The following is a 20,162-nucleotide window of genomic DNA, read 5'->3' as shown; positions in this document are numbered from 1 at the left end:
GCCTACGCGAAGGCGCGGAGAAAAGAGTAGTTCTAATGAACGCCCGGTCGCGTCAGGCGGCGAACAGTTCCAGCTGCTCGCGCTTCGGCGCAACGATCGGGCGCAGTTCGGCGCGGTCGGACAACACCACCGGGCGCCAGTCGGCCGCGATCAGGAACGGGCGCAGCTTGGCGATCGACACCGTCAGCCGCCCGACATCGGCCAGCGTCAGCCGCCGCCAGCGTCGCGCGGACAGGATTGACTGCACCGCCTTCACCCCCAGCCCGGGTACGCGCAACAACATCTCGCGCGGCGCAAGATTGACGTCGACCGGAAAGCGGTCGCGGAATTTCAGCGCCCAGGCAAGTTTCGGATCGATATCCAGCGGCAGCATGCCGGTCGCGTCGTCGGCCGCCGCGCGCACCTCTCCGGGCTGATAGCCATAGAAGCGCATCAGCCAGTCCGATTGGTACAGGCGATGTTCGCGCATCAACGGCGGGCGTTGCAATGGCAGCACCGCCGACGCTTCCGGGATCGGGCTAAACGCGGAATAATAGACGCGGCGCAATCCGAACCGGTCGTACAGCGTCGCCGCCTTGCCCACGATATCGCGGTCGGTCGCGGCATCCGCACCGACGATCATCTGCGTCGATTGGCCCGCCGGCGCAAATTTGGGGGCGGAGCGATACCGGCGCTTCGCATCGCGCCCGTCCTCGATCGATTCGCGCATCGCGCCCATCGCGCCTTCGATCCGCGCTTCGGACTTCTCGGGCGCCAGCCGCTTCAGGCCGCTCGCGGTCGGCAGTTCGACGTTGATCGACACGCGATCGGCATGGACCCCCGCCTGCCGCACCAGTTCGGGATCTGCATCGGGGATCGTCTTCAGGTGGATATAGCCCCGGAAATGATGATCCTCGCGCAGCGACCGCGCGACTTCCACCATCTGTTCCATCGTATAGTTCGACGATCCGATAATCCCCGACGACAGGAACAGCCCCTCGATATAATTGCGGCGATAGAAGCTGAGCGTCAGCGCGACGACTTCCTGCGCGGTAAAGCGCGCGCGGCGGACGTTCGAGCTTTTGCGGTTGATGCAATAGTGACAGTCGAAGATGCAGCTGTTGGTCAGCAGGATCTTGAGCAGCGAGATACAGCGCCCGTCGGGGGCATAAGCGTGGCAGATGCCCATGCCCTCGGTCGATCCGATCCCCTTGCCGTCGCGCGAATTGCGCTTCGCCGTTCCCGACGACGCGCAGGACGCATCATATTTCGCGGCGTCCGCAAGGATCGCCAGTTTCTCGCGGGTGTCCAGTTGCGCCATATGTTCAATATATGTTCCCGGGCCGTCCAAGTCCATGGGAGCGCAGGGAAAAGCGACCGGGCGACGCAGGCGGGCGTCAGGATCGCGTCGGCGTCCGCACCTGTGCCCGCCATGTCGCCAACAGCATCAGCCCGGCCAATAGCCCGGCAACGACCGCCCAGATCGCCAGCCCCTGCCACGGCGTATATCCCCACCATTCGTCGGCGACCGTGCGAAGATATCCGGGCGCGAACCGGTCGGCGATCACCGCCTTGCGCAGCGCCTGCGGCTCGCCCCCCGGCGCGGTGATCTCTGCGCTGGCGATGACCATGTTGATCGTGATCGACCCTGCCAGCAACGCCGCCGTCGCGACGCGGGACCAGCGTGTCGCCTGCGCCCAGAACACGCCGATGCCGATCGCGAGGAACCCGATCGCCGGCACCGCGTGACGCGGGCCGGTGGCGTTGCCGCCGTCCCAGTAATAATAGGATGCGTTGATGCAGAACGGTAGCACGGCGGCGATCACCGCGAACCAGCCCATTGCCCGCATCGACGGCGACCGGATCATCGCCGCCAGTCCGAACGGTGCGACGATCAGGATCGGCGCGACCCACAAGATTCCGCGACGCTCGCCGAACACCAGTTCGTATAGGACGACCGGCTTGGGATAGGTCAGCCCGAACAGCCCCTGCTGCATCCCCGCGAAATCGGTCACGCCCGAATAGCCGAGGCGGAACGGCGTCCCGAACGCCAGCAGGTTATAGCCAAGCAGCGCGACCAGCGACACCATGCCCGCCGCCAGCGCGACGGCAACGATCCGGCCGCGTTCGCCGGGCGACACGCCGCGCGTCCGCCACCATGCCAGACCGGCGACCGGTGCGCCGGCAATCAGCGCGGAATGCTCGACCAGTACCGCCAGCCCCAGTGCCAGTCCGGCGATCAGCGGATAGCGTCGGGGAACGCGACCACCGCCGGTGCCCCGCCACACCGCCCATGTCGCGACCACCAGCAGCGCCGCGACGACGGCATGGCCGAAGATCGTCGTCGACCATCCCCAGATCGTGGTGCCGAGCGCATAGGACAGTGCTGTGACCACCCCGGCATCCACGCTGCGCGTCATCCGCGCGACCAGATCGTACAGCAACATCGCCGCGATTGCGCTGAACAGCGCGCAGACCAGTGCCGCGACCAGCCGGATGCGGATTTTCAGAAACCGGTTGAATTCGCGATTCTCGAAACCGGGGATGAAATCATGCGACGATTGCCCCGACACCACGTCGGCGGCGGCGACGACCGGCACCGACAACAACGTGATGCCCGGTGCCTTGTCCGAATAATAATGGTCGCCGAACTTTGCCTTGTCGATCGTCAGCGGCGCGAATTCGTCGATTGTCGCGTCGCCGTCCTCGACCAGCGACAGCGTGGCGAACATGCGCACCGCATTATTGGGATTGAACTCCCACGATCCGAACCACGCACACGAAAACCATACGAGCGCGAGGATCAGCCACGCCACGCGATCGTGTCGCAGCTTTACCGGCCCGGTCATCGTACCGCCCGCATCGGGCGGGGTCGTCGCCACCAAATCAGAAGATCCGGTTGAGCAGCATGTACAGCGATCCCGACAGAAGCACCGATACCGGCAGCGTCAGCACCCACGCCATCAACAGGTTGCGCACCGTCGCCAACTGCAACCCCGACCGGTTGGCCGCCATCGTCCCCGCCACGCCCGACGACAGGACGTGCGTGGTCGACACCGGCAGACCCATGGTGTCCGCGCCGAAGATCGTGGCCATCGCCACCAGTTCGGCCGATGCGCCCTGCGCATAGGTCAAATGGGTCTTGCCGATCTTTTCGCCGACCGTGACGACAATCCGTTTCCATCCGACCATCGTACCAAGCCCCAGCGCCAACGCCACCGCGACCTTCACCCACAATGGAATGAAGCGCGTGCCGGCATCCAGCGACCCGCGATATTCGGTCAGCACTGTAGCATCGGCATCCGACAGCGCCAGCGACGGTTCCTTGCCCAGCCGCTTGATCGCTTCCGACGTCAGATACATGTCGTTGCGCATGTTCTCGCTCGCGGCGGCGGGCACCTTGGCCAGCGTGCCGTACTCGCGCACCTGACGGTCGATCGTACCGATCAGCGTGGCGATCGCCGGGACCGTCCCGGGGGTCAGCAGGTGTTCGCCGATATAGCGTTCCGTGCGCGCGCGCGCCGTCGCCTCGTCGATCACGGGCACCGGGGGGGCGCGCGGCGTCAGCACGCGTGCGGCGGCGGTGCTGTTGGCGGCGAACTGCGCCTCGTACTGCGCCGGCACCGCGCGGTTGAGTGCATAGGCGGTCGGCACCGTGCCGATCAGGATCAGCATGATGAGGCCCATGCCTTTCTGTCCGTCGTTCGAACCGTGCGCAAAGCTGACGCCGGTGCAGGTAAAGATCAGCAGCGACCGGATCCATAAGGGCGGCGGCGTGTCGCCGACCGGGGCCTCGTACAGCGTACGGTTGCGGATCAGCACCTTCATCGCAAGGAACAACAGCGCGGCCAGCCCGAATCCGATCAGCGGCGATACCAGCAACGCCTGCCCGATCTCGCTCGCCTTGCCCCAGTCGACGCCCGCCGATCCGCTGCGCCCCTGCATGATCGCATTCGCCACGCCGACGCCGATGATCGACCCGATCAGCGTGTGCGAGCTGGACGACGGGATTCCCAGACGCCACGTCGCCAGGTTCCACAGGATCGCCGCGATCAGCAGCGCGAACACCATCGCAAAGCCCGACGACGATCCGACCTGAAGGATCAGTTCGATCGGCAGCAGCGAGATGATGCCGAACGCCACCGCGCCGGTCGACAACAGCACGCCGAGGAAGTTGAAGAAACCCGACCAGACCACCGCGACGTTGGCGGGCATCGAATTAGTGTAGATGACGGTCGCGACCGCGTTGGCGGTATCGTGGAATCCGTTGACGAATTCGAACCCCAGCGCGATCACCAGCGCCAGCAACAGCAGCAGGAACGGCAACAGCGTCAATGGATCGACGCTTGCCGCCGCCGCATCGCGCCACACGTTGAACACGACATAGCCGATCGTGACAACGATCGCGGCGGCGAATCCGGCGGTTCCCGCGCGTCCAAGCCCGTCGTCCAGTTTCGGGCCGGGGCGGTGATCCCGCTCCAGCGCTGCGCTCGTCATCGTAAATTCCCCGTCAGAACGATAACGGGGCGTAGCGTCCAAGTATGACAGCTTCGCGCCCGGCCCGGTTCCCGACGAAGGAGCAGGGCGCGGCGCTCCTAGCCGATCCGGCGCGCGGCCGCGACACCGGATTCAGGGGACGGATCGATTCAGGGCAGCGGTACGCCGGCTTCTTCGGCACGGCGTGCGCGCGACTCGGCGCGCGCGGTATTTGCCCGCTGGACGAAACAGCCCGACTGGCCACCCGCCCCGACCGTGGAGCAGCTTCCGACGCCGGTCGCACCTGCGGTCAGCGCGGAATCGGCACGGACCGCCCAACTTTCCTTGTCGGCGGTCACTTCGACGTCGCGCAGTTCCTTGGGAATACGGAACCGCTCGCGCTCGCTGCGACGGACGCAGACGACGATTTCCTCGCCGTCCGCGTTGGTCGGACAGCGGTCATTGCCATAGATGACCAGCGTGCCGTTCTGCACCTGCGCATCGGCAGGCGCGTTGAACGCGGGAACGGCGAAGGCGGCGATGGTGGCGGCCCCGGCCAGAAGATAGCGGATCATGTTCGTCTCCCTAGCCGGCACAACGCCGGACGGCTCAAATGCGTTTCGATACTTCGATCGCCAGCCGGCATCCGGCACGGATCGCCCCCGCCAGCAGCGGATAGGCGGGGGCACGTTCGGCGCCGTGCGCCAGCGCCGCTTCCTTGTGTTCCAGTTCCTCGGCTTGAAACCGGCGGATCGCGTCGCCCAGTTCGGGGTCGTCGTCGCCCAGTTCGGTCAGCTGGTCTTCGTAATGCTTATCGATTTCGGTTTCGACCGCCGCGGTGCACGCCATCGCCGCTTCCGGTCCGATCGCCGCCGTCACCGCGCCCAGCGCGAAGCCCGCGACATCCCAGATCGGCTGGATCAGCGTCGGCCGCACGCCGCGTTCGGCGATCAGCGCGTCGAAATAGGCGCGGTGCTCGGCCTCCTGCAACGCCATGCCCTGAATCGATGCGGACAACGGGCTACGGTCGCCCATCACGGCCAGTTGCCCGGCATAAATGCGCGTCGCGCCATATTCACCCGCCTGGTCGACGCGGATCATCGATCGCACTCCGCCGGGCCGGGCATCGCCGGGTCGCCACCGCTTCATCGCCGTCTCCGCTTCCGTATCGCCAGCTTCAGGATGATTAACGCACCAGCGATCGAAAGGATCGCATTGAATCCGGCGAGCGAGATCCCGAGGAAACTCCATTGCGCGACGTCGCACCGGACGATCGGTGCACGGACGATCGCGGCCAGCAAATCCCCGCCCGACAGGTTCAGATGGTTGGCGCAGGCGGTAACGCCGGGCCACCAGTGATATTCGACGCCCGCATGGAACACGCCGATCAGCCCGCTGCCTAGCACCGCCAGCGCGGCCATGATCACCAGCGCACGCTTGGCCCGCGTACGCGGTACAAAAAACGACAGCGCGGCCAGCACGATCGCCGCATAATGCGGCCATCGCTGCCAATGGCACATCTCGCACGGATACAGTCCGCCCAGATATTGCGACCCCAACGCTCCGACGATCAGCAGGATGGGCAACAGCAGCGCTATCCAGCGCGCAAGCGGCAGGTCGTTGGCGCGCATGCGATCAGCGCTTTGCCGTCTTTGGCGCAGCGGCGGGGGCAGGGACCCCCGCCATCCGCGTCTGCGGCCCGACCCGGCCCAGCGTCTGGAGCGCGTAGTGAAGCTGAAAGTCCTCGACACCGCGCTTCTTGAGCGATTCGGCGCTCTCGGCGAAACGCGGATCGGTCTTCGCATCCTCGGTCAGCGCCTTGTCGTCGATCCCGACTTCGTTGACGAGGTGGCGTCGCAGATCGGCCTCGCGGTACACCGGCCGGGTCTTGTAATCGGGATCGGAGATTTGCGGCACCTTCAGATCGGGGTCGATGCCGCCTTCCTGCACCGACCGGCCCGACGGCGTGTGATAGCGCGCGGTGGTCAGGCGGACGGCCGTGTCCTTCGACAGGTCGAAGATCGACTGGACCGATCCCTTGCCGAAGCTGCGCTCGCCCATCACAATCGCGCGGTGATGATCCTGCAACGCGCCGGCGACGATTTCCGACGCCGATGCCGTGCCGGGATTGGTCAGCACGATGATCGGCAATCCCTGCGCCAGATCGCCCGGCACCATCTCCTCGGCGAAATAGCGTTCGGTCTCGCTCTTGTCGCGCCCGCGCTGCGACACGATTTCACCGCGGCTCAGGAACGTGTCCGACACTTCGATCGCCTGCGTCAGCAAGCCGCCGCCATTGTCGCGCAGGTCGACGATATAGCCGCGCGGCTTGTGTCCCAGCGTGCGGTCGATCGCGGCGATCGCGGCGCGGGTATCGGCACCGGTCGTCTCGCTGAACGTGTTGATGTTAATGATGCCGACGCCGTCCTTGACCTCCCACTTCACCGGCTTCTGCACGATCGTGCCGCGGACCAGCGTCAGGTCGATCGGCTTGTCGCGGCCGGGGCGGACGATGGTCAGCGATACCTTCGATCCCGTTGGCCCGCGCATCTGCGCCACCGCTTCGTCCAGCGTGCCGCCGACGACCAGCTTGCCGTCGACATGGGTGATATAGTCGCCTGATTTGATGCCGGCCCGTGCCGCCGGCGTATCCTCGGTCGGACTGATGACCTTTACCGCACCGTCCTCCATCGTCACCGACAGGCCCAGCCCCGAATAATTGCCGGTGGTCGCGATGCGCAGATTCTCGAAATCCTTGGCGTCCAGATAGCTGGAATGCGGGTCGAGCGCCGCGAGCATGCCGCGCATCGCGCCTTCGATCAGCGTCTTGTCGTCGACCTTGTCGACGTAACTCGCCTTCACCCGGTTATACACGTCCATGAACGTGTCGAGTTCACGAAAGCTGCCGGCATCGGCCTGCGCCATCGCACCCGTCGCGACGGGAACCAGCGCGAGGGCGCCGACGATGGCGGTGGCGTTAAGGAACGAACGGGACATGCGCGTATGGCTTTCGACTGCGATATTATGGCGACACTAGCGGGAAAAGATGCGGCGATCAAAGGCGCGTCGCGATGAACGGTGAATGGACGTTCACAGCATTGCGGCCAGATCGACCGGAACGCCGCGTCGACGCAGTTCGATCGTCACGTTGCCTTCCTGTCCGGTGCCCGCGCGCCCGATCGCCATGCCCGCCGGCACACGCCCGCCGACCGGCGCGATACTGGCCGACAGCCCGGTGACCAACGTCGTCCAGCCATCGCCATGGTCGAGGATGACGATGCGGCCATATCCCCGGAATCGCCCGGTATAGGCGATCGTACCGGCGGCCGGCGCCCGCACGTCCGCGCCGGGCGCGACCGTCAGCGTCACCCCGCGCGCCCGGACGCCGCTGTCGCTGATCTCGCCGAAACCGGTCGCGACACGGCCGGTGACGGGCAGGCGATAGGGATGCGCGAAGGCGACCGGCGCACCGGTCGCGTCGGGGTGCGGCAGCGGTCCGGGCAGCGCGGCCAGACCCGCGCGCCGATCCTCCGCGACGTCCAGTTCGGCCAGTTGGTCGACGATATCGCGGGCCTGCTCGCCCAGCGCGATTGCGCGGTCCGATTCGGTCATCGCGCCGCGCGCCAGCCGTCGCGACCGCAGCCGCTGTTCCGCTTCCGCCTGCACCAGCGCCAGCCGCTGTCGTTCCAGCGCCGCGTTGCTCGCCGCCAGTGCCGCGACCGCCACGCCGGCCTGATCGCGCAACCGTGACGCGCGCGTCACGTCGTCCCGCAGGGCAAGCGTGCGTCGCTGCATCACCGGCACCACCGTTCCCAGCACCGCACGGACATGAACCAGATCGCTGGTCGACCCCGGCTGCGCGATGGCCAGCCATGCCGGGCGCGTCGCCAGCGACTGAAGCGCGCCGACCAGCCGCGCGATCGGTTCGCGCCGGTCGGCCAGCGCGCCGCGCCGCCGCTCCAGCAGCCCGGCGATCAGCGTCACCCGTGCCTGCGCGGCGCTGCGATCCGCTTCCGCTGCGACGATCCTCGCGGCGATCGCGGCCTGTGCGGCACGCGCCCGGTCGATGCCGGCACGCGCGGCCTGCGCGGCACGGTCCAGCGCCTGCGACCGCGCGGTCGCCGCTGCCGCCGCCGACCGTGCGGCGGTCAGCCGCTGGCGCGCCAGCGTGACCGGATCATCCTGCGCCCACGCCGCCGCACCCGCCAGCGCGGGGAGCGCAGCCAGCGTCGCGCACAGGGCCAGTCTGCGACTCATCCTTCGCGGTGATAGGGGTGGCCGGACAGGATGCTGGTCGCGCGCCACAATTGTTCGGCCAGCATCGCGCGCGCCATCAGATGCGGCCATGTCGCTCGCCCGAACGCCAGCAGCAGGTCCGCGGTCGCCCGTTGCGCATCGTCGAACCCGTCGGCGGCCCCCAGCAGGAAGCGCGTTTCGCGCACGCCGTCGTCGCGCCATCGCCCAAGTTGCGTCGCGAATGTCAGCGACGGCAGGTCGCGACCCTTTTCATCGAGCATCACGATCCGCGTCGCGCCGTCGACCGGTGGCATCTTGCCCCCGGTATCGGGCAGTTCGGTGATCCGCACCGGCCAGCCGACGCGTTTCAGGTAACGATCGATCAGCTCGCTTTCAGGACTGCGCCCGATTCGCCCGCGCGCGACGATATGCAGCAGCACGGGCGGGGAATCAGGCGTGCGCGGTCGGGTTCAGCGTGTCGCCGAACGCCCACATCCGTTCCAGATTGTAGAAGGTGCGGACTTCGGGACGGAACAGGTGGACGATCACGTCGCCGGTATCGATCAGCACCCAGTCGGCGGTCGGCAGCCCTTCGATCCGCGACGGGCGGCCGAACTCGGCCTTGACCCGTTCGGCCAGCTTGGTCGCCATCGATGCCACCTGCCGGCTCGACCGGCCGCTGGCGATCACCATGTAATCGGCGATGGTCGATTTGCCGGCGAGCGGGATCGATACCGTCTCGACCGCCTGGTCGTCGTCGAGGCTGGCCAGCACCATGCGATGCAGCGCATCGACTTCGCTCATTCCGGGGGTGGTCGTGTCGGTCGGGGTAGGCAAGGTCATCAGCTTTCAGGTGCCTGTGCGCCGGATCGATCGGGCAGGATTGCCCGTCGGTGCCAGGCGGGATCGGCGGCGCGGATCGCGGTCGCCGAGGTCGGATCGGGACGGAAGCGCAACCGGACCAGCGCCGGCAGACTCCACATCGTCCATCGTCTCGCCTGGCCTGCGGGCCGCGCATGGCGCCGCAACCAGCCCATCGCAGGACTAGCGAGGGCGGCACCGTCATAGCCCGGACGCGCGATCACCGCAATCGCCACCGTCCGTGCGATCCCGCGCCAGTCGCGCCATCGATGGAACTGCGCCAGATTGTCCGCGCCCATCAACCAGACGAAGCGATGCTGCGGGTACATCCGCACCAGCTTGCGCACCGTATCGACCGTGTAGCGCGTGCCCAGCCTGCGCTCGATCGCGGTCGGGCGGATCGGCGCGTGCCGCGCGACCCGCTGCGCCGACGCCAGTCGCGAGGGCAACGGCGCCATGCCCGCCTCCGGCTTCAACGGATTGCCCGGCGATACCAGCCACCATACCTCGTCCAGCGCCAGCGCCCGTATCGCGGCGAGCGACACCCGACGGTGGCCGCGATGCGCCGGGTTGAACGACCCGCCGAGCAGGCCGATGCGCCGGGCGGTCAAGGCCGGATCTGGCCCGAACCGCGCACGACCCATTTATACGTCGTCAGTCCCTCCAGCGCGACCGGCCCACGCGCGTGCAGCCGGCCGGTGGCGATGCCGATCTCGGCGCCCAGCCCGAATTCGCCGCCATCGGCGAACTGCGTCGATGCATTCCACATCACGATCGCCGAATCGACCCGCGCGAGGAAATGTTCGGCGGTCGCCGCGTCGTCGGTGATGATCGCATCGGTGTGATGCGATCCGTGCGCGGCGATATGCGCGATCGCGTCGTCGACCCCGTCGACCAGCTTCACCGACAGGATCGCGTCCAGATATTCGGTATCCCAGTCGTCGGCATTCGCTTCGACGATGTCGGGATGCAGCGCGCGGACCTCGGCATCGCCGCGCAATTCGCACCCGGCCGCGATCAGCCCCGTCAGGATGGGCAGCGGATCGGCATAGGCGCGGTCGATCAGCAGCGTCTCGGTCGCGCCGCACACCCCGGTCCGGCGCAGCTTGGCGTTGACGACCACCGCCTGCGCCATCGCCGGATCGGCGGCACCGTCGACATAGCTGTGGTTCAGCCCGTCGAGATGCGCCAGCACCGGCACCCGTGCCTCCGCCTGCACCCGCGCGACCAGGCTCTTGCCGCCGCGCGGCACGATCAGGTCGATCAGCCCCTCGGCCGTCAGCATCGCGCCGACGGCGGCGCGATCGGTCGTCGGCACCAGTTGCACCGCGCCCTCGGGCAGGCCGCCGTCGCGCAGGCCCCGGTCGAGCGCGGCGTGGATCGCCCGGTTGCTGCGAATCGCCTCGCTGCCGCCGCGCAGGATCGTGGCATTACCCGCCATCACCGCCAGCGCCCCGGCATCGGCAGTCACGTTGGGCCGGCTCTCATAGATGATGCCGATCACCCCGATCGGGACGCGTACGCGCGTCATGGTCAGTCCGTTGGGCCGTTCGCTGCGGTCGATGACATCGCCGACCGGATCAGCCAGCCCCGCCACCGCCTCGACCCCCGCCGCCATGGCCTCCAGCCGCGCCGCATCCAGCCGCAACCGGTCGAGCATCGCCTCCGACAGGCCGTTGGTTTGCGCAGCGGCCATATCCTGCACGTTGGCCGCGAGGATGGCGGCGGCATCGTCACGGATTGCGGTGGCGGCGGCGCGCAACGCGGCGGCCTTGGTCGCGGTGGGGGTAGTAGCCAGAAACGACGCTGCCGTCCGCGCTACGCGGCCCATTCCGGCAATGTCGATGTCACGTGACGATGATTGGATGGTCATATCCTGCCCCTGCGCTCGCAGCTTGCCTGTTATCGCCTTTGCCATTTCGAAGGATCAAATACAAAAAAAGAGGCCGCCTTCGTTGAAGGCGGCCTCATTATCGCTTTCGTCAGCGCGGGTCAGAAACTGGCCCGCACGCTGGCATTGAAGCGGCGACCGATCAGATCGTTGAACGAACTGGGATGCAGTTCGCCATAATAATCCTGACCCTGCCGGTTGAACAGATTGTTGACCGCCATAGTGAAACGGAAATTGTCTGCGGGATCGAAGAAGACACCCAGGTTGACGACCGCATAGGGATCGAGCTTGTCCAACTCGCGAGCATCGGTGCCGCTGCCGGCAACGCCCTGAACACGGTTCAGGCGGCTGAACAGTTGCTGACCGACAAAATTGACGGTGGTATTCAATCCGAAGTTACGTTCGACATAGCGAACACGGAACTGTCCGGAAATCTGAGGATCGCCGATCACCCCTTGCGAGTTTGTCGCCGCAACACCGGTAATATCGTTGAGGCGACGATCGATATACTGCAGGTCGGCTGCGAAAGTAAGTGTGCCATCCAATCCCGCTCCCGACATCGGCAACGCATAATTCAGCGAACTCTGAATTCCGCTTACCTCAAGACGCTGGCCGTTCACGAAACCGCTTGTCGCTGCGGGTGTTGCCGGGTTGTTGATGACCCGCCCGGTCGCCGGGTCGCGGGCGATCTGCGAGCAGAAGCTGTTCGCATTCAACACATCGCTGGTATCGAACGAAGAATTGTCGAAGCAGCCCGAAGCGATCTGCGCGATCGTCAGGTTGGCGATCGGGCCCCGTAGCGAAATATTGGTGTAATCCACCGTGACCGAAAACCGGGGCAGGAATCGCGGCTGGAGCACTACGCCGTAGCTGAAGCTGCGGGCTTCCTCGTTGTCCAGATTCGGATTGCCCCCTGAACGCGCCGGAACGGTTGCCAGGGATGCCGAATCGGGCGTGTTGAAATCGGTGCCGGGAAATGCGGCGATGAACGCCGCGCAATTGGCGGCCCGAACGGCAGGCGCCGGTCCGCCGTTGCGGCTTGCTGGCTGGCAAAGGTCGGGAACGGTCGCGAAGGTGTTGACCTGCGGCAGGAACAGTTCGGTGATACCGGGCGACCGGAACGAACGCGTATAGGTGCCTCGGAACATGACGTCCGTGACGGGCGCGAAGTTGACACCGCCGGTGTAGGCGAAGAACCCCCCGTTGATGGAATTATGCGAGTAACGACCACGCCCGGTCAACTGCAGCTGTTCGATAAATGAGAGGTCAAGGTCGGGCGAGATCAGAGGCAGGACTATTTCACCGAAAATATCGTTCAGTTCATATTCGCCGGACAGGGCGGTGATCGGAACCGATCGACCACGGCCTTCTTGCTGGAAGCTCGAGGGCGTGAAGCTCGCCTGTTCACGGCGATATTCATAGCCGATGTTCAGGCCGATCCCCCCGGAGCCGTAGATGTCGCCGGTCGTGCCCGACAGGCTGGAGTTGAACACCTGCTGTTCCTGCTCGCTACGGGTTACGAACTGTTCGACGACATAGGCCCGTGCAGCGTCCGAAGCAGCGCCACGGCCGAACAGGTTCAACGGAGCGCATGCTGCGTCGGCGATCGGTGTGCCGCCCGGGGCGGCGAAGCCGTTGCCACCGGTACGGGTAGGCGCCGTGGTGCAGACGATGTTGCCGGCAGCATCGCGGGCGACGTTCGTGGCGTTGATGAAGCGCTGTGCGTTCAGATCCTGCCCGTAATCGTTGCTACGGGTGCGGCCGTAGGAACCATACAACTCCGCATCGAAATCGCCCCCGAGGAAGCGGAACTCGCTACGCGCGCCAAGGACGCCATATATGACGTCGGTTTCGTTGTAGCCCGTAAGGTCGGCCAGATCGTCAGATGCCCGCGACACCTGAAACGTCGTGACGCCGCGCGACGCCAACTGTGCGCGTGCCTGATCGTTCAGAAAAGGGTTGTTGACGCTATAGTTGACGGGCCCGCTCAGGCCGCCGAACAGCGACGAATTGAACGTCGGCTGTTGCGTCAGTTCATCCGCGCGCGATTTGAAATACGTCCCTTCGGCGAACAGTTCGATTTGGTCCGTGGCCTTGAAGGTGATGAATCCGTTCAACGTCGTACGACGGAGATCCGACGTGATCTGCGTATAATCGGCAAAGCGGAACCCGTCACCGCCCGATCCCGACGTCCCTGGGAACAAAATGCCCTGATTGAATGGAACCAGGTTGCCGTCCGACGCGAACTGCAGGCCGTTCGAGGTTGCTACGCCGAAGGGCACGGCGGGGTTACGCGCGTCCGTTCCGGCAAGATTGGTCGCGGTGATAAGGCCGCCTGCGGTCAGGAACGGAATGTTGACGTTGCGGATCAGGACCGTGCCGGGATTACCATCGGTTTGCGAATTGTTGAAACCGTAACCCGGGTTCAGGCGGCCATCGCCACCCGCTCCGATGCCGCCCGGACGCAGGGACGTCGACTGCGCTGCGGAAGGATTGGTGGCTCCGCCGATACGACGCCGCAGGAATTCGCGGTCGTTATATACCATGCCCTTCAGGTCGTCGTGCGAAGCGGCGACCGTAATGTTGAGACGACCGTCGAGGAAATCGCGTCCAGCGATACCCGAGAAGTTCAGATTCTGGTTGTCGCCTTGTTCCGAAATGCCGCTGGTTGCGCTGACTTCCAGCCCCTTGAAGCGCGAACGGAGCGTAATGTCGATCGTACCGGAAATCGCATCCGATCCATAGATCGGGGCGCCACCGATGTTCAGCTGCGAAATACTGTCCACCAGGATGCTGGGGATGATGTTCGTATCGACCTGCGTTCCGGCACCGGCGTTGGCGAAGATCGTGGCGACGTTCGAACTAACGAAACGCCGGCCGTTGTACAGCGTCAGGGTACGGTTCGACCCCAGGCCAAGGATGTTGATGAAATTCGTGCCCTGTCCGAAACCCTGCCCACCAGCAGGTGTAACGCTGCCGCGGATGCCCGGGAGTTCGTTGAGCGCATCAGCGACGTTCGTGAAATTGCGTTCCCGCAACTGCGCGCTGCTGAACGTCGTGATCGGCTCGGGCGACGTCAGGTTGGGATTACGAATGCGCGAGCCGGTGACGATGATCGTCGCTCCCCGGTCCGTTTCGTCAGCCTCCGGGTCGCACTGGGGGCGGGTATCGCCCACGACGCAGTCTACAGGTAGCGTTGACTGTGTCGTGCCGGCCGACTGTGCAAAGCTGGCAAATGGCATCAGCGCGACACCGGCCAATGCGGTCGCCCCGAGAAGACGGTATGGTTTCATGAAAATGCCCCGTTATTCCGACCCGGCAAACCCGGTCCGAGGCAACAAAAAATCGATTATCACAGCACTGACAAGTGCCGCCAGCACACCCAGAAATAACGTACAATCGATTGTGACATGAATGTCACATGAACGCAACGTTGCTGCGCAGCGATGATATTATATACAATAAATATCATTTTTATTGTAATAATGCTGCGCAGCAATACTTTGTTACGCGATGGCGATTACCGCTCCACGCACATCGCGATGCCCATACCGCCGCCGATGCACAGCGTCGCCAGCCCCTTCTTCGCGTCGCGGCGCTTCATCTCGTACAGCAGGGTCGTCAGCACCCGCGCGCCCGATGCGCCGATCGGATGGCCGATGGCGATCGCGCCACCGTTGACGTTCACCTTCTCCGCGTCCCAGCCCATGTCCTTGCCGACGGCCAGCGCCTGCGCGGCGAATGCCTCGTTCGCCTCAATCAGGTCGAGATCGTCGACGGTCCAGCCCGCCTTTTCCAGCGCGCGGCGCGACGCGGGGACGGGGCCGATGCCCATGATCGACGGATCGACGCCGGCCGATGCCCAACTGACGATCGTCGCCAGCGGCTCCAGCCCACGCTTCGCGGCCTCGTCGGCGGACATGACTACCAGTGCCGCCGCACCGTCGTTCAGACCCGATGCGTTGGCGGCGGTGACCGATCCGTCCTTCTTGAACGCCGGCCGCAGCCCGGCGATGCCATCGACGGTCGCGCCGGCACGAATATATTCGTCCTGATCGACGATCGTGTCGCCCTTGCGGCCCTTGATCGTGACCGGCGCGATTTCCTCGGCGAAGCGGCCTTCGCTGCGTGCCGCCTCGGCGCGGTTCTGCGAGCGGACGGCGAACGCGTCCTGCTCGCCGCGCGTCACCTGATATTGCTCCGCCAGATTTTCGGCAGTGATACCCATGTGATAGCCGTTGAAGACGTCGGTCAGGCCATCCTTGATCATCGTATCGACCAGGCTGGCGTCACCCATCTTGGTGCCCGCGCGCAGCGGTACGGCATGCGCCGACAGCGACATGCTTTCCTGTCCGCCCGCGACGACGATCGTTGCATCGCCGGTCGCCACCGCCTGCGCCGCCAGCGCGACGGCGCGCAGCCCCGATCCGCACACCTGATTGATGCCCCATGCCGGCACTTCCTTGGGCAAGCCCGCCGCGATCGACGCCTGCCGCGCCGGATTCTGCCCCTGTGCGGCGGTCAGCACCTGGCCGAGGATGACTTCCGACACGTCCTCCGGCGCAATCCCGGCCTGCTCCAGCGCCGCGGCGATCGCCTGCCGCCCCAGTTCATGCGCCGGCACCCCGGCAAATGCGCCCAAGAAACTGCCGACGGGCGTACGCTTGGCGGCTACGATGACGATATCGGACATGCGGCTATCCTTTCCCAATTGTGTTTGCCGGTTACTTAGGGTGGACCGGGGCAGTTAGCCAGCGTGCAAGCGGTTCCCACAGCAACGGACGTCCCCGCCGCCCGACGACCATGCCGACATGCCCCGCCGCGACGATCCGCCGGTCGGGCAGGCCGATCGCGCTGTCCGCCGGCACGATGCGGTCGTCGGCCGCGACGAATTCGACCATCGGCACGTCGGGCAGCGCGATCTTGCGCCCGCCCACCTGCCAGCGGCCGGTGCCGGGCAGGTCGGCATCGAACAGGTCGTCGAACATCTCGCGCCCGGCGGCATAGGGAAGGGGAGCACCCGCATTGGCCCAGTCTTCCAGCGCGACGAACGCCGCCGCCGCGTCGCTTGCGGGGTTGAGATCGGCGAAGCGCACGAACTTGTCGATAGTGCGTCCCGGATCGAGTTGCCAGAAAGCCGCCTGCAACACCTCGATCGGGACGAGGCCCAGCCGGTCGGCGGTCGGCTCGGCGGCCGTCCACAGATCGGCGATGGCGGTGCGTGCGGTGTCGCCGAAGCCGGAGAAGCGCCACGGCGTCGCGATCAGCGCCAGTCCCGCGACCCGCGCGAACGCCGCCGCCGCCAGCGCGATCGTGCCGCCAAGGCAATAGCCGACCAGCAGCGGCGGTTCGGGCAGGGTCGCGCACAGCCGCGCCACCGCCTGCGCATGATCGCCAAGGTCCATCGATCGGTCGGCGGTGGTCGGGTTGCCCCAATCGACCAGCAACACGCGCAACCCCTGCGTCGCCAGCCATGCCAGCAGCGAGTTGTCGGGCGACAGGTCGAGGACGAACGGCGGGTTGATGAGCGACGGAACCACCACCACCGTCCGCCCGCTCCCCCCGTAATCGCGCAGCGCGATTCGCCCGTCGTGCGCCAATGCATCGCGCCGGGCGGGACGTGGCGGGCGCGGCGCGTCCTGATACGATCTCAGCCCCGCTAGCGCCCGTCGCCGCCGGTCGGCATCTGTTGCGGTTTCGCTGCGCAACATTGCGAGAAACAAGGGAAGTGGCCTTGGCCCGTGTTGCGGCGCGGTATCAACCTGTGTACCCATCATACAAACTTTCGCGCAAGGACTTCGCATGAAGAAGGCAGCGGCCGACGGCAGCCCCGTCATTATCAAGAAATACGCCAACCGCCGTCTCTATAATACCGAGACGTCGTCCTACATCACGCTGGAGCATCTGGCGGTGATGACGCGCGAGCATCGCGACTTCAAGGTCGTCGACGCCAAGACCGACGACGACATCACGCACAACGTGCTGACGCAGATCATCATGGAGGAGGAAAGCCGGGGACAGACGCTGTTGCCGGTCAGCTTCCTGCGACAGCTCATCACGCTGTACGGCGATTCGATGCAGGCGATGGTGCCGGGCTATCTCGAAGCGTCGATGGACAGTTTTCGCCGTAACCAGGAACAGTTCAAGACAGCGGTCGAGGGTGCGTTCGCCCATTCTCCCTTCGCGGAGATGACCAAGCGCAACCTCGCGATGTTCGAAGCGGCGGCGCATGCGTTCAAACCGGGGACCAACCCGGGCGAAACGCCGGACGTGCCCGCGACCAAGGCTGACGACATGGCCGCGCTGCGCGCCGAACTCGCGCGGTTGCAGGACAAGGTCGACAAGCTCGGCTGAACGTGCGGGGGGCGACGGCGGGTGCGCCGCCGCCCCGTTTCGCTCACTTCGGCTTGACGAAGCGCAGCGTCATCCGGTCGCTTTCGCCGATCGCGGCATATTTCGCGCGGTCGACGTCCTTCAGCCGATAGCTGGGCGGCAGCGTCCACACGCCGGCGGGCCAGTCGGCGGTATCCTTCGGATTGGCGTTGACCGCCGACCGTCCGGCCAGCCGGAACCCGGCCTTCGTCGCAAAGGCGATGACCGAGCTTTCCTTCATATAGCCCGACTTTTCCTCAGCGGTGGCGTCGCGCGTTTCGGGCAGACGGTGTTCGACCACGCCAAGCGTGCCACCGGGCTTGAGCATGTGGAACATCGCATCGAACGCCGCCTGTGCACGGTCTGCACCGCCGAAGCGCCAGTTGTGGACGTTGCGGAACGTCAGCACCTTGTCCGCCACGCCGTCGGGTACGCCCATCTGTCCCGGCTGCACGGGAAACGCGGCGGTACGGATCTTGCCGAACGCGGTCGCGTCGCGCGCCTGCAACGCGGCGATGCCCTTCGCACCGTCGGGCAGCGGCGTCGCGGCGTAATAGGCGCCACGATCACGCAGCAACGGCGCGAGGATTTCGGCGTACCACCCCCCGGACGGCCAGATTTCGACGACGGTATCGGTCGGCCGTACACCAAAGAACGCCAGCGTTTCCGCCGGGTGACGATACCGGTCGCGCGCGACGTTGGCCGGCGTGCGCAACGGCGACGCGACCGCCGCGGCAACCGGACCCGGTCGGGACTGGACGCGCGCGGGGGCGGGTGCCAACGCGATCAGCGCGGCGGACACCATTGGCAGGATCAGGACGGTGCGACGCATAAGGCTCTCCGGCGACAGGGTATGGAATTGCGGACGACAGCTTGGATCATCGCGGCGGTCTGCGCCACGATCTTCGTGACGGCGATGCTGGCCGAACAACGCCGTGCACGCCGCCGCGATCCCGATCGGGTCGGGTTCATGCCATGGACGCTGGTGCAACTGCTTGCGATCCTCGCGACGGTACTGTCGGTCGCGCTCGCGCTGACCGGGGAATAGATCCGACCGCACGAACGTGATGGATCGTTGGTCAGTAGCCGGCGGACAGTCGCGTTCGGGAAGAACGGTCACGCTCGAACATATGCGGATTCAGTAGAATCTGGCCAGCGTCAGCCGCCGTTCGGTGCCGTCGCACAGCGACAGGCGCACGACGCGGCCGGGCGTGCCGGTGCCCCATCGCACGTCGATGCCGCCTTCCGGGGTCAGTGCGACCGGCGCGCCATCGACCGCGCAGATCAGGTCGTCGGCCTTCCACCCGGCCTTTGCCGACGGACTGCCCGCCATGACATGCAGCACCCGCAGCCGCGCGCGGTCATAGCCGAGCAGCAGACCGCTGGTGGAGCGCAAAGGAAGCGGCGGCGGCGCGTCGACCGGCTGGAGGACCATCTGTCCAGCCTGCGGATCGAGCAGGACGCGATGGCGCATCAGCAACCCGGTGCCGATCCGCCCGACGACCCGCACCTGTCGTCCGAAGCCGCCATCCGCCTCGATCCGCACCTCGATCGGGCCGGTCGGTCGCCCGCCAAGGCGCATCGCATCGGACACCGCCAGACCGGCTTCCACCACGCCACCCGCGCCGAAGGCGATGGTCGAGGTTACGCCTGCGGTGCGGACGTTCGCCTGTCGCCATGTCGCGCGCGAAATGTTGAGTGCGCTGCCATCGCCCGTATCGACCAGCAGCGGCGCGATCCGGCGGCGACCCAGCACCGCTTCGGTCAGGTACAGCCCGCTGCTGCGCTGGATCGACAGCGGCACCCGCGTCCCGGCGAACGGCATGCGGCCGCTGGGCAGCAACCGGAACCGGCGCTGGGCGAAATCGATATCGAGCGCATGCGCGGATAACAGGTCGGTGCCGACCAGTACGTCGGCCTGCGTCGATGCGTTGGCCAGCAGGCGCGGCAGCTCGATCACCGCCACCCGTCCGCCGGTGCGGGTCAGCGCGCCGAACGCCACCGATCGCGTCGCCGCCCATTCGACCGCGACCGATCCGCCCAGCGCGACGCCCTGCGCCGGACCCTTTTCGCCCGTCGCCAGCCTGGCACGGCGTGCGAAATCGCGGCTGACCACCGAGTAATTGAGACCGGTATCGAGCAGCGCCACCGCCGGCTTTCCGTCGATCGTCATGTCGAACCGCAGATGGTTCGCGGCGGTCAGCGTGAACGGCACCCAGCGCGTCTCGGCATCTGCGGCAAGCTGTTGCGCGCGGGCGGCGGGCGCGGCGCATACCAGCAGCGCCGCAAGGAGGAATCGGACCATCACGACCGGGGATGTAGGACGGACTGCCCGCCCCGCACAGGG

The 20,162-nt window shown here is 66.1% G+C and carries 19 protein-coding genes; 2 read left to right on the top strand and 17 right to left on the bottom strand.

All coding sequences use genetic code 11. The annotated features are described in order from the left end of the window. Nucleotides 1–52: 52 nt before the first annotated feature. The 15 genes from IFT55_RS09325 to IFT55_RS09255 form a co-directional block, all read right to left on the bottom strand. Nucleotides 53–1,300, bottom strand: a complete 1,248-nt coding sequence (locus IFT55_RS09325) for a putative DNA modification/repair radical SAM protein (RefSeq protein WP_192091331.1) — start codon at nucleotides 1,298–1,300, stop codon at nucleotides 53–55. Nucleotides 1,301–1,376: 76 nt separating this feature from the next. Further along, nucleotides 1,377–2,861, bottom strand: a complete 1,485-nt coding sequence (locus IFT55_RS09320) for a hypothetical protein (protein WP_342029272.1) — start codon at nucleotides 2,859–2,861, stop codon at nucleotides 1,377–1,379. A 4-nt stretch (nucleotides 2,862–2,865) separates the two neighbouring features. After that, nucleotides 2,866–4,476, bottom strand: coding sequence for an inorganic phosphate transporter (locus IFT55_RS09315; protein WP_192091329.1), 1,611 nt, complete (start codon nucleotides 4,474–4,476; stop codon nucleotides 2,866–2,868). Between the two features lie 149 nt (nucleotides 4,477–4,625). Next, a complete protein-coding gene (locus IFT55_RS09310; protein WP_249403717.1) occupies nucleotides 4,626–5,030 on the bottom strand; it encodes a hypothetical protein in 405 nt (134 codons plus the stop codon). A 34-nt stretch (nucleotides 5,031–5,064) separates the two neighbouring features. Further along, nucleotides 5,065–5,604: a demethoxyubiquinone hydroxylase family protein gene (locus IFT55_RS09305; RefSeq protein WP_192091327.1), complete on the bottom strand. Its 540-nt coding sequence runs from the start codon at nucleotides 5,602–5,604 to the stop codon at nucleotides 5,065–5,067. Then, nucleotides 5,601–6,086: a disulfide bond formation protein B gene (locus IFT55_RS09300; RefSeq protein WP_192091325.1), complete on the bottom strand. Its 486-nt coding sequence runs from the start codon at nucleotides 6,084–6,086 to the stop codon at nucleotides 5,601–5,603. Before IFT55_RS09300 ends, IFT55_RS09305 begins: the two co-directional genes overlap by 4 nt. A gap of 4 nt (nucleotides 6,087–6,090) precedes the next feature. Next, the gene (locus tag IFT55_RS09295; RefSeq protein WP_192091323.1) at nucleotides 6,091–7,452 is read right to left on the bottom strand and encodes a S41 family peptidase; all 1,362 of its coding nucleotides are present in this window, start codon (nucleotides 7,450–7,452) and stop codon (nucleotides 6,091–6,093) included. Between the two features lie 93 nt (nucleotides 7,453–7,545). Further along, nucleotides 7,546–8,712: a murein hydrolase activator EnvC family protein gene (locus tag IFT55_RS09290; protein ID WP_192091321.1), complete on the bottom strand. Its 1,167-nt coding sequence runs from the start codon at nucleotides 8,710–8,712 to the stop codon at nucleotides 7,546–7,548. Next, nucleotides 8,709–9,131: a 23S rRNA (pseudouridine(1915)-N(3))-methyltransferase RlmH gene (locus tag IFT55_RS09285; RefSeq protein WP_192091319.1), complete on the bottom strand. Its 423-nt coding sequence runs from the start codon at nucleotides 9,129–9,131 to the stop codon at nucleotides 8,709–8,711. The genes IFT55_RS09290 and IFT55_RS09285 overlap by 4 nt, the downstream gene beginning before the upstream one ends. A 10-nt stretch (nucleotides 9,132–9,141) precedes the next feature. Continuing rightward, nucleotides 9,142–9,534 carry a ribosome silencing factor gene (rsfS, locus tag IFT55_RS09280; RefSeq protein WP_249403716.1) on the bottom strand — a complete coding sequence of 131 codons (393 nt, stop codon included), beginning with the start codon at nucleotides 9,532–9,534 and terminating at the stop codon, nucleotides 9,142–9,144. Continuing rightward, complete coding sequence (locus IFT55_RS09275) at nucleotides 9,534–10,196, bottom strand: nicotinate-nucleotide adenylyltransferase (RefSeq protein WP_192091317.1); 663 nt, start codon at nucleotides 10,194–10,196, stop codon at nucleotides 9,534–9,536. Before IFT55_RS09275 ends, rsfS begins: the two co-directional genes overlap by 1 nt. Further along, nucleotides 10,160–11,425 carry a glutamate-5-semialdehyde dehydrogenase gene (locus IFT55_RS09270; protein ID WP_192091315.1) on the bottom strand — a complete coding sequence of 422 codons (1,266 nt, stop codon included), beginning with the start codon at nucleotides 11,423–11,425 and terminating at the stop codon, nucleotides 10,160–10,162. The genes IFT55_RS09275 and IFT55_RS09270 overlap by 37 nt, the downstream gene beginning before the upstream one ends. A gap of 119 nt (nucleotides 11,426–11,544) precedes the next feature. After that, a complete protein-coding gene (locus IFT55_RS09265) occupies nucleotides 11,545–14,736 on the bottom strand; it encodes a TonB-dependent receptor domain-containing protein (RefSeq protein WP_192091313.1) in 3,192 nt (1,063 codons plus the stop codon). 227 nt (nucleotides 14,737–14,963) lie between these two features. Beyond that, nucleotides 14,964–16,136 (bottom strand): acetyl-CoA C-acetyltransferase, encoded by a 1,173-nt coding sequence (locus IFT55_RS09260; protein WP_192091311.1) that lies wholly within the window; start codon nucleotides 16,134–16,136, stop codon nucleotides 14,964–14,966. Between the two features lie 31 nt (nucleotides 16,137–16,167). Beyond that, on the bottom strand, nucleotides 16,168–17,166 hold the full coding sequence (locus tag IFT55_RS09255) for an alpha/beta fold hydrolase (RefSeq protein WP_249403715.1): 999 nt from the start codon (nucleotides 17,164–17,166) through the stop codon (nucleotides 16,168–16,170). 79 nt (nucleotides 17,167–17,245) lie between these two features. Between IFT55_RS09255 and phaR the strand changes: the two genes are divergently transcribed. After that, nucleotides 17,246–17,797 carry a polyhydroxyalkanoate synthesis repressor PhaR gene (phaR, locus tag IFT55_RS09250; protein WP_192091310.1) on the top strand — a complete coding sequence of 184 codons (552 nt, stop codon included), beginning with the start codon at nucleotides 17,246–17,248 and terminating at the stop codon, nucleotides 17,795–17,797. A 43-nt stretch (nucleotides 17,798–17,840) separates the two neighbouring features. Here phaR and IFT55_RS09245 read toward each other — a convergent pair whose 3' ends face one another. After that, nucleotides 17,841–18,647 carry a class I SAM-dependent methyltransferase gene (locus IFT55_RS09245; protein ID WP_192091308.1) on the bottom strand — a complete coding sequence of 269 codons (807 nt, stop codon included), beginning with the start codon at nucleotides 18,645–18,647 and terminating at the stop codon, nucleotides 17,841–17,843. Nucleotides 18,648–18,674: 27 nt separating this feature from the next. Here IFT55_RS09245 and IFT55_RS09240 point away from each other — a divergent pair, with 27 nt between their 5' ends. Continuing rightward, the gene (locus tag IFT55_RS09240; protein ID WP_249403714.1) at nucleotides 18,675–18,863 is read left to right on the top strand and encodes a hypothetical protein; all 189 of its coding nucleotides are present in this window, start codon (nucleotides 18,675–18,677) and stop codon (nucleotides 18,861–18,863) included. A gap of 90 nt (nucleotides 18,864–18,953) precedes the next feature. Here IFT55_RS09240 and IFT55_RS09235 read toward each other — a convergent pair whose 3' ends face one another. Next, the gene (locus tag IFT55_RS09235) at nucleotides 18,954–20,120 is read right to left on the bottom strand and encodes an aspartyl protease family protein (RefSeq protein WP_192091304.1); all 1,167 of its coding nucleotides are present in this window, start codon (nucleotides 20,118–20,120) and stop codon (nucleotides 18,954–18,956) included. Nucleotides 20,121–20,162: the final 42 nt, after the last annotated feature.

It is taken from the genome of Sphingomonas sp. CFBP 13720 (assembly GCF_014842075.1).
Classification (GTDB): Bacteria; Pseudomonadota; Alphaproteobacteria; order Sphingomonadales; family Sphingomonadaceae; genus Sphingomonas.
This window is presented reverse-complemented; position numbering and strand designations above follow the sequence as displayed.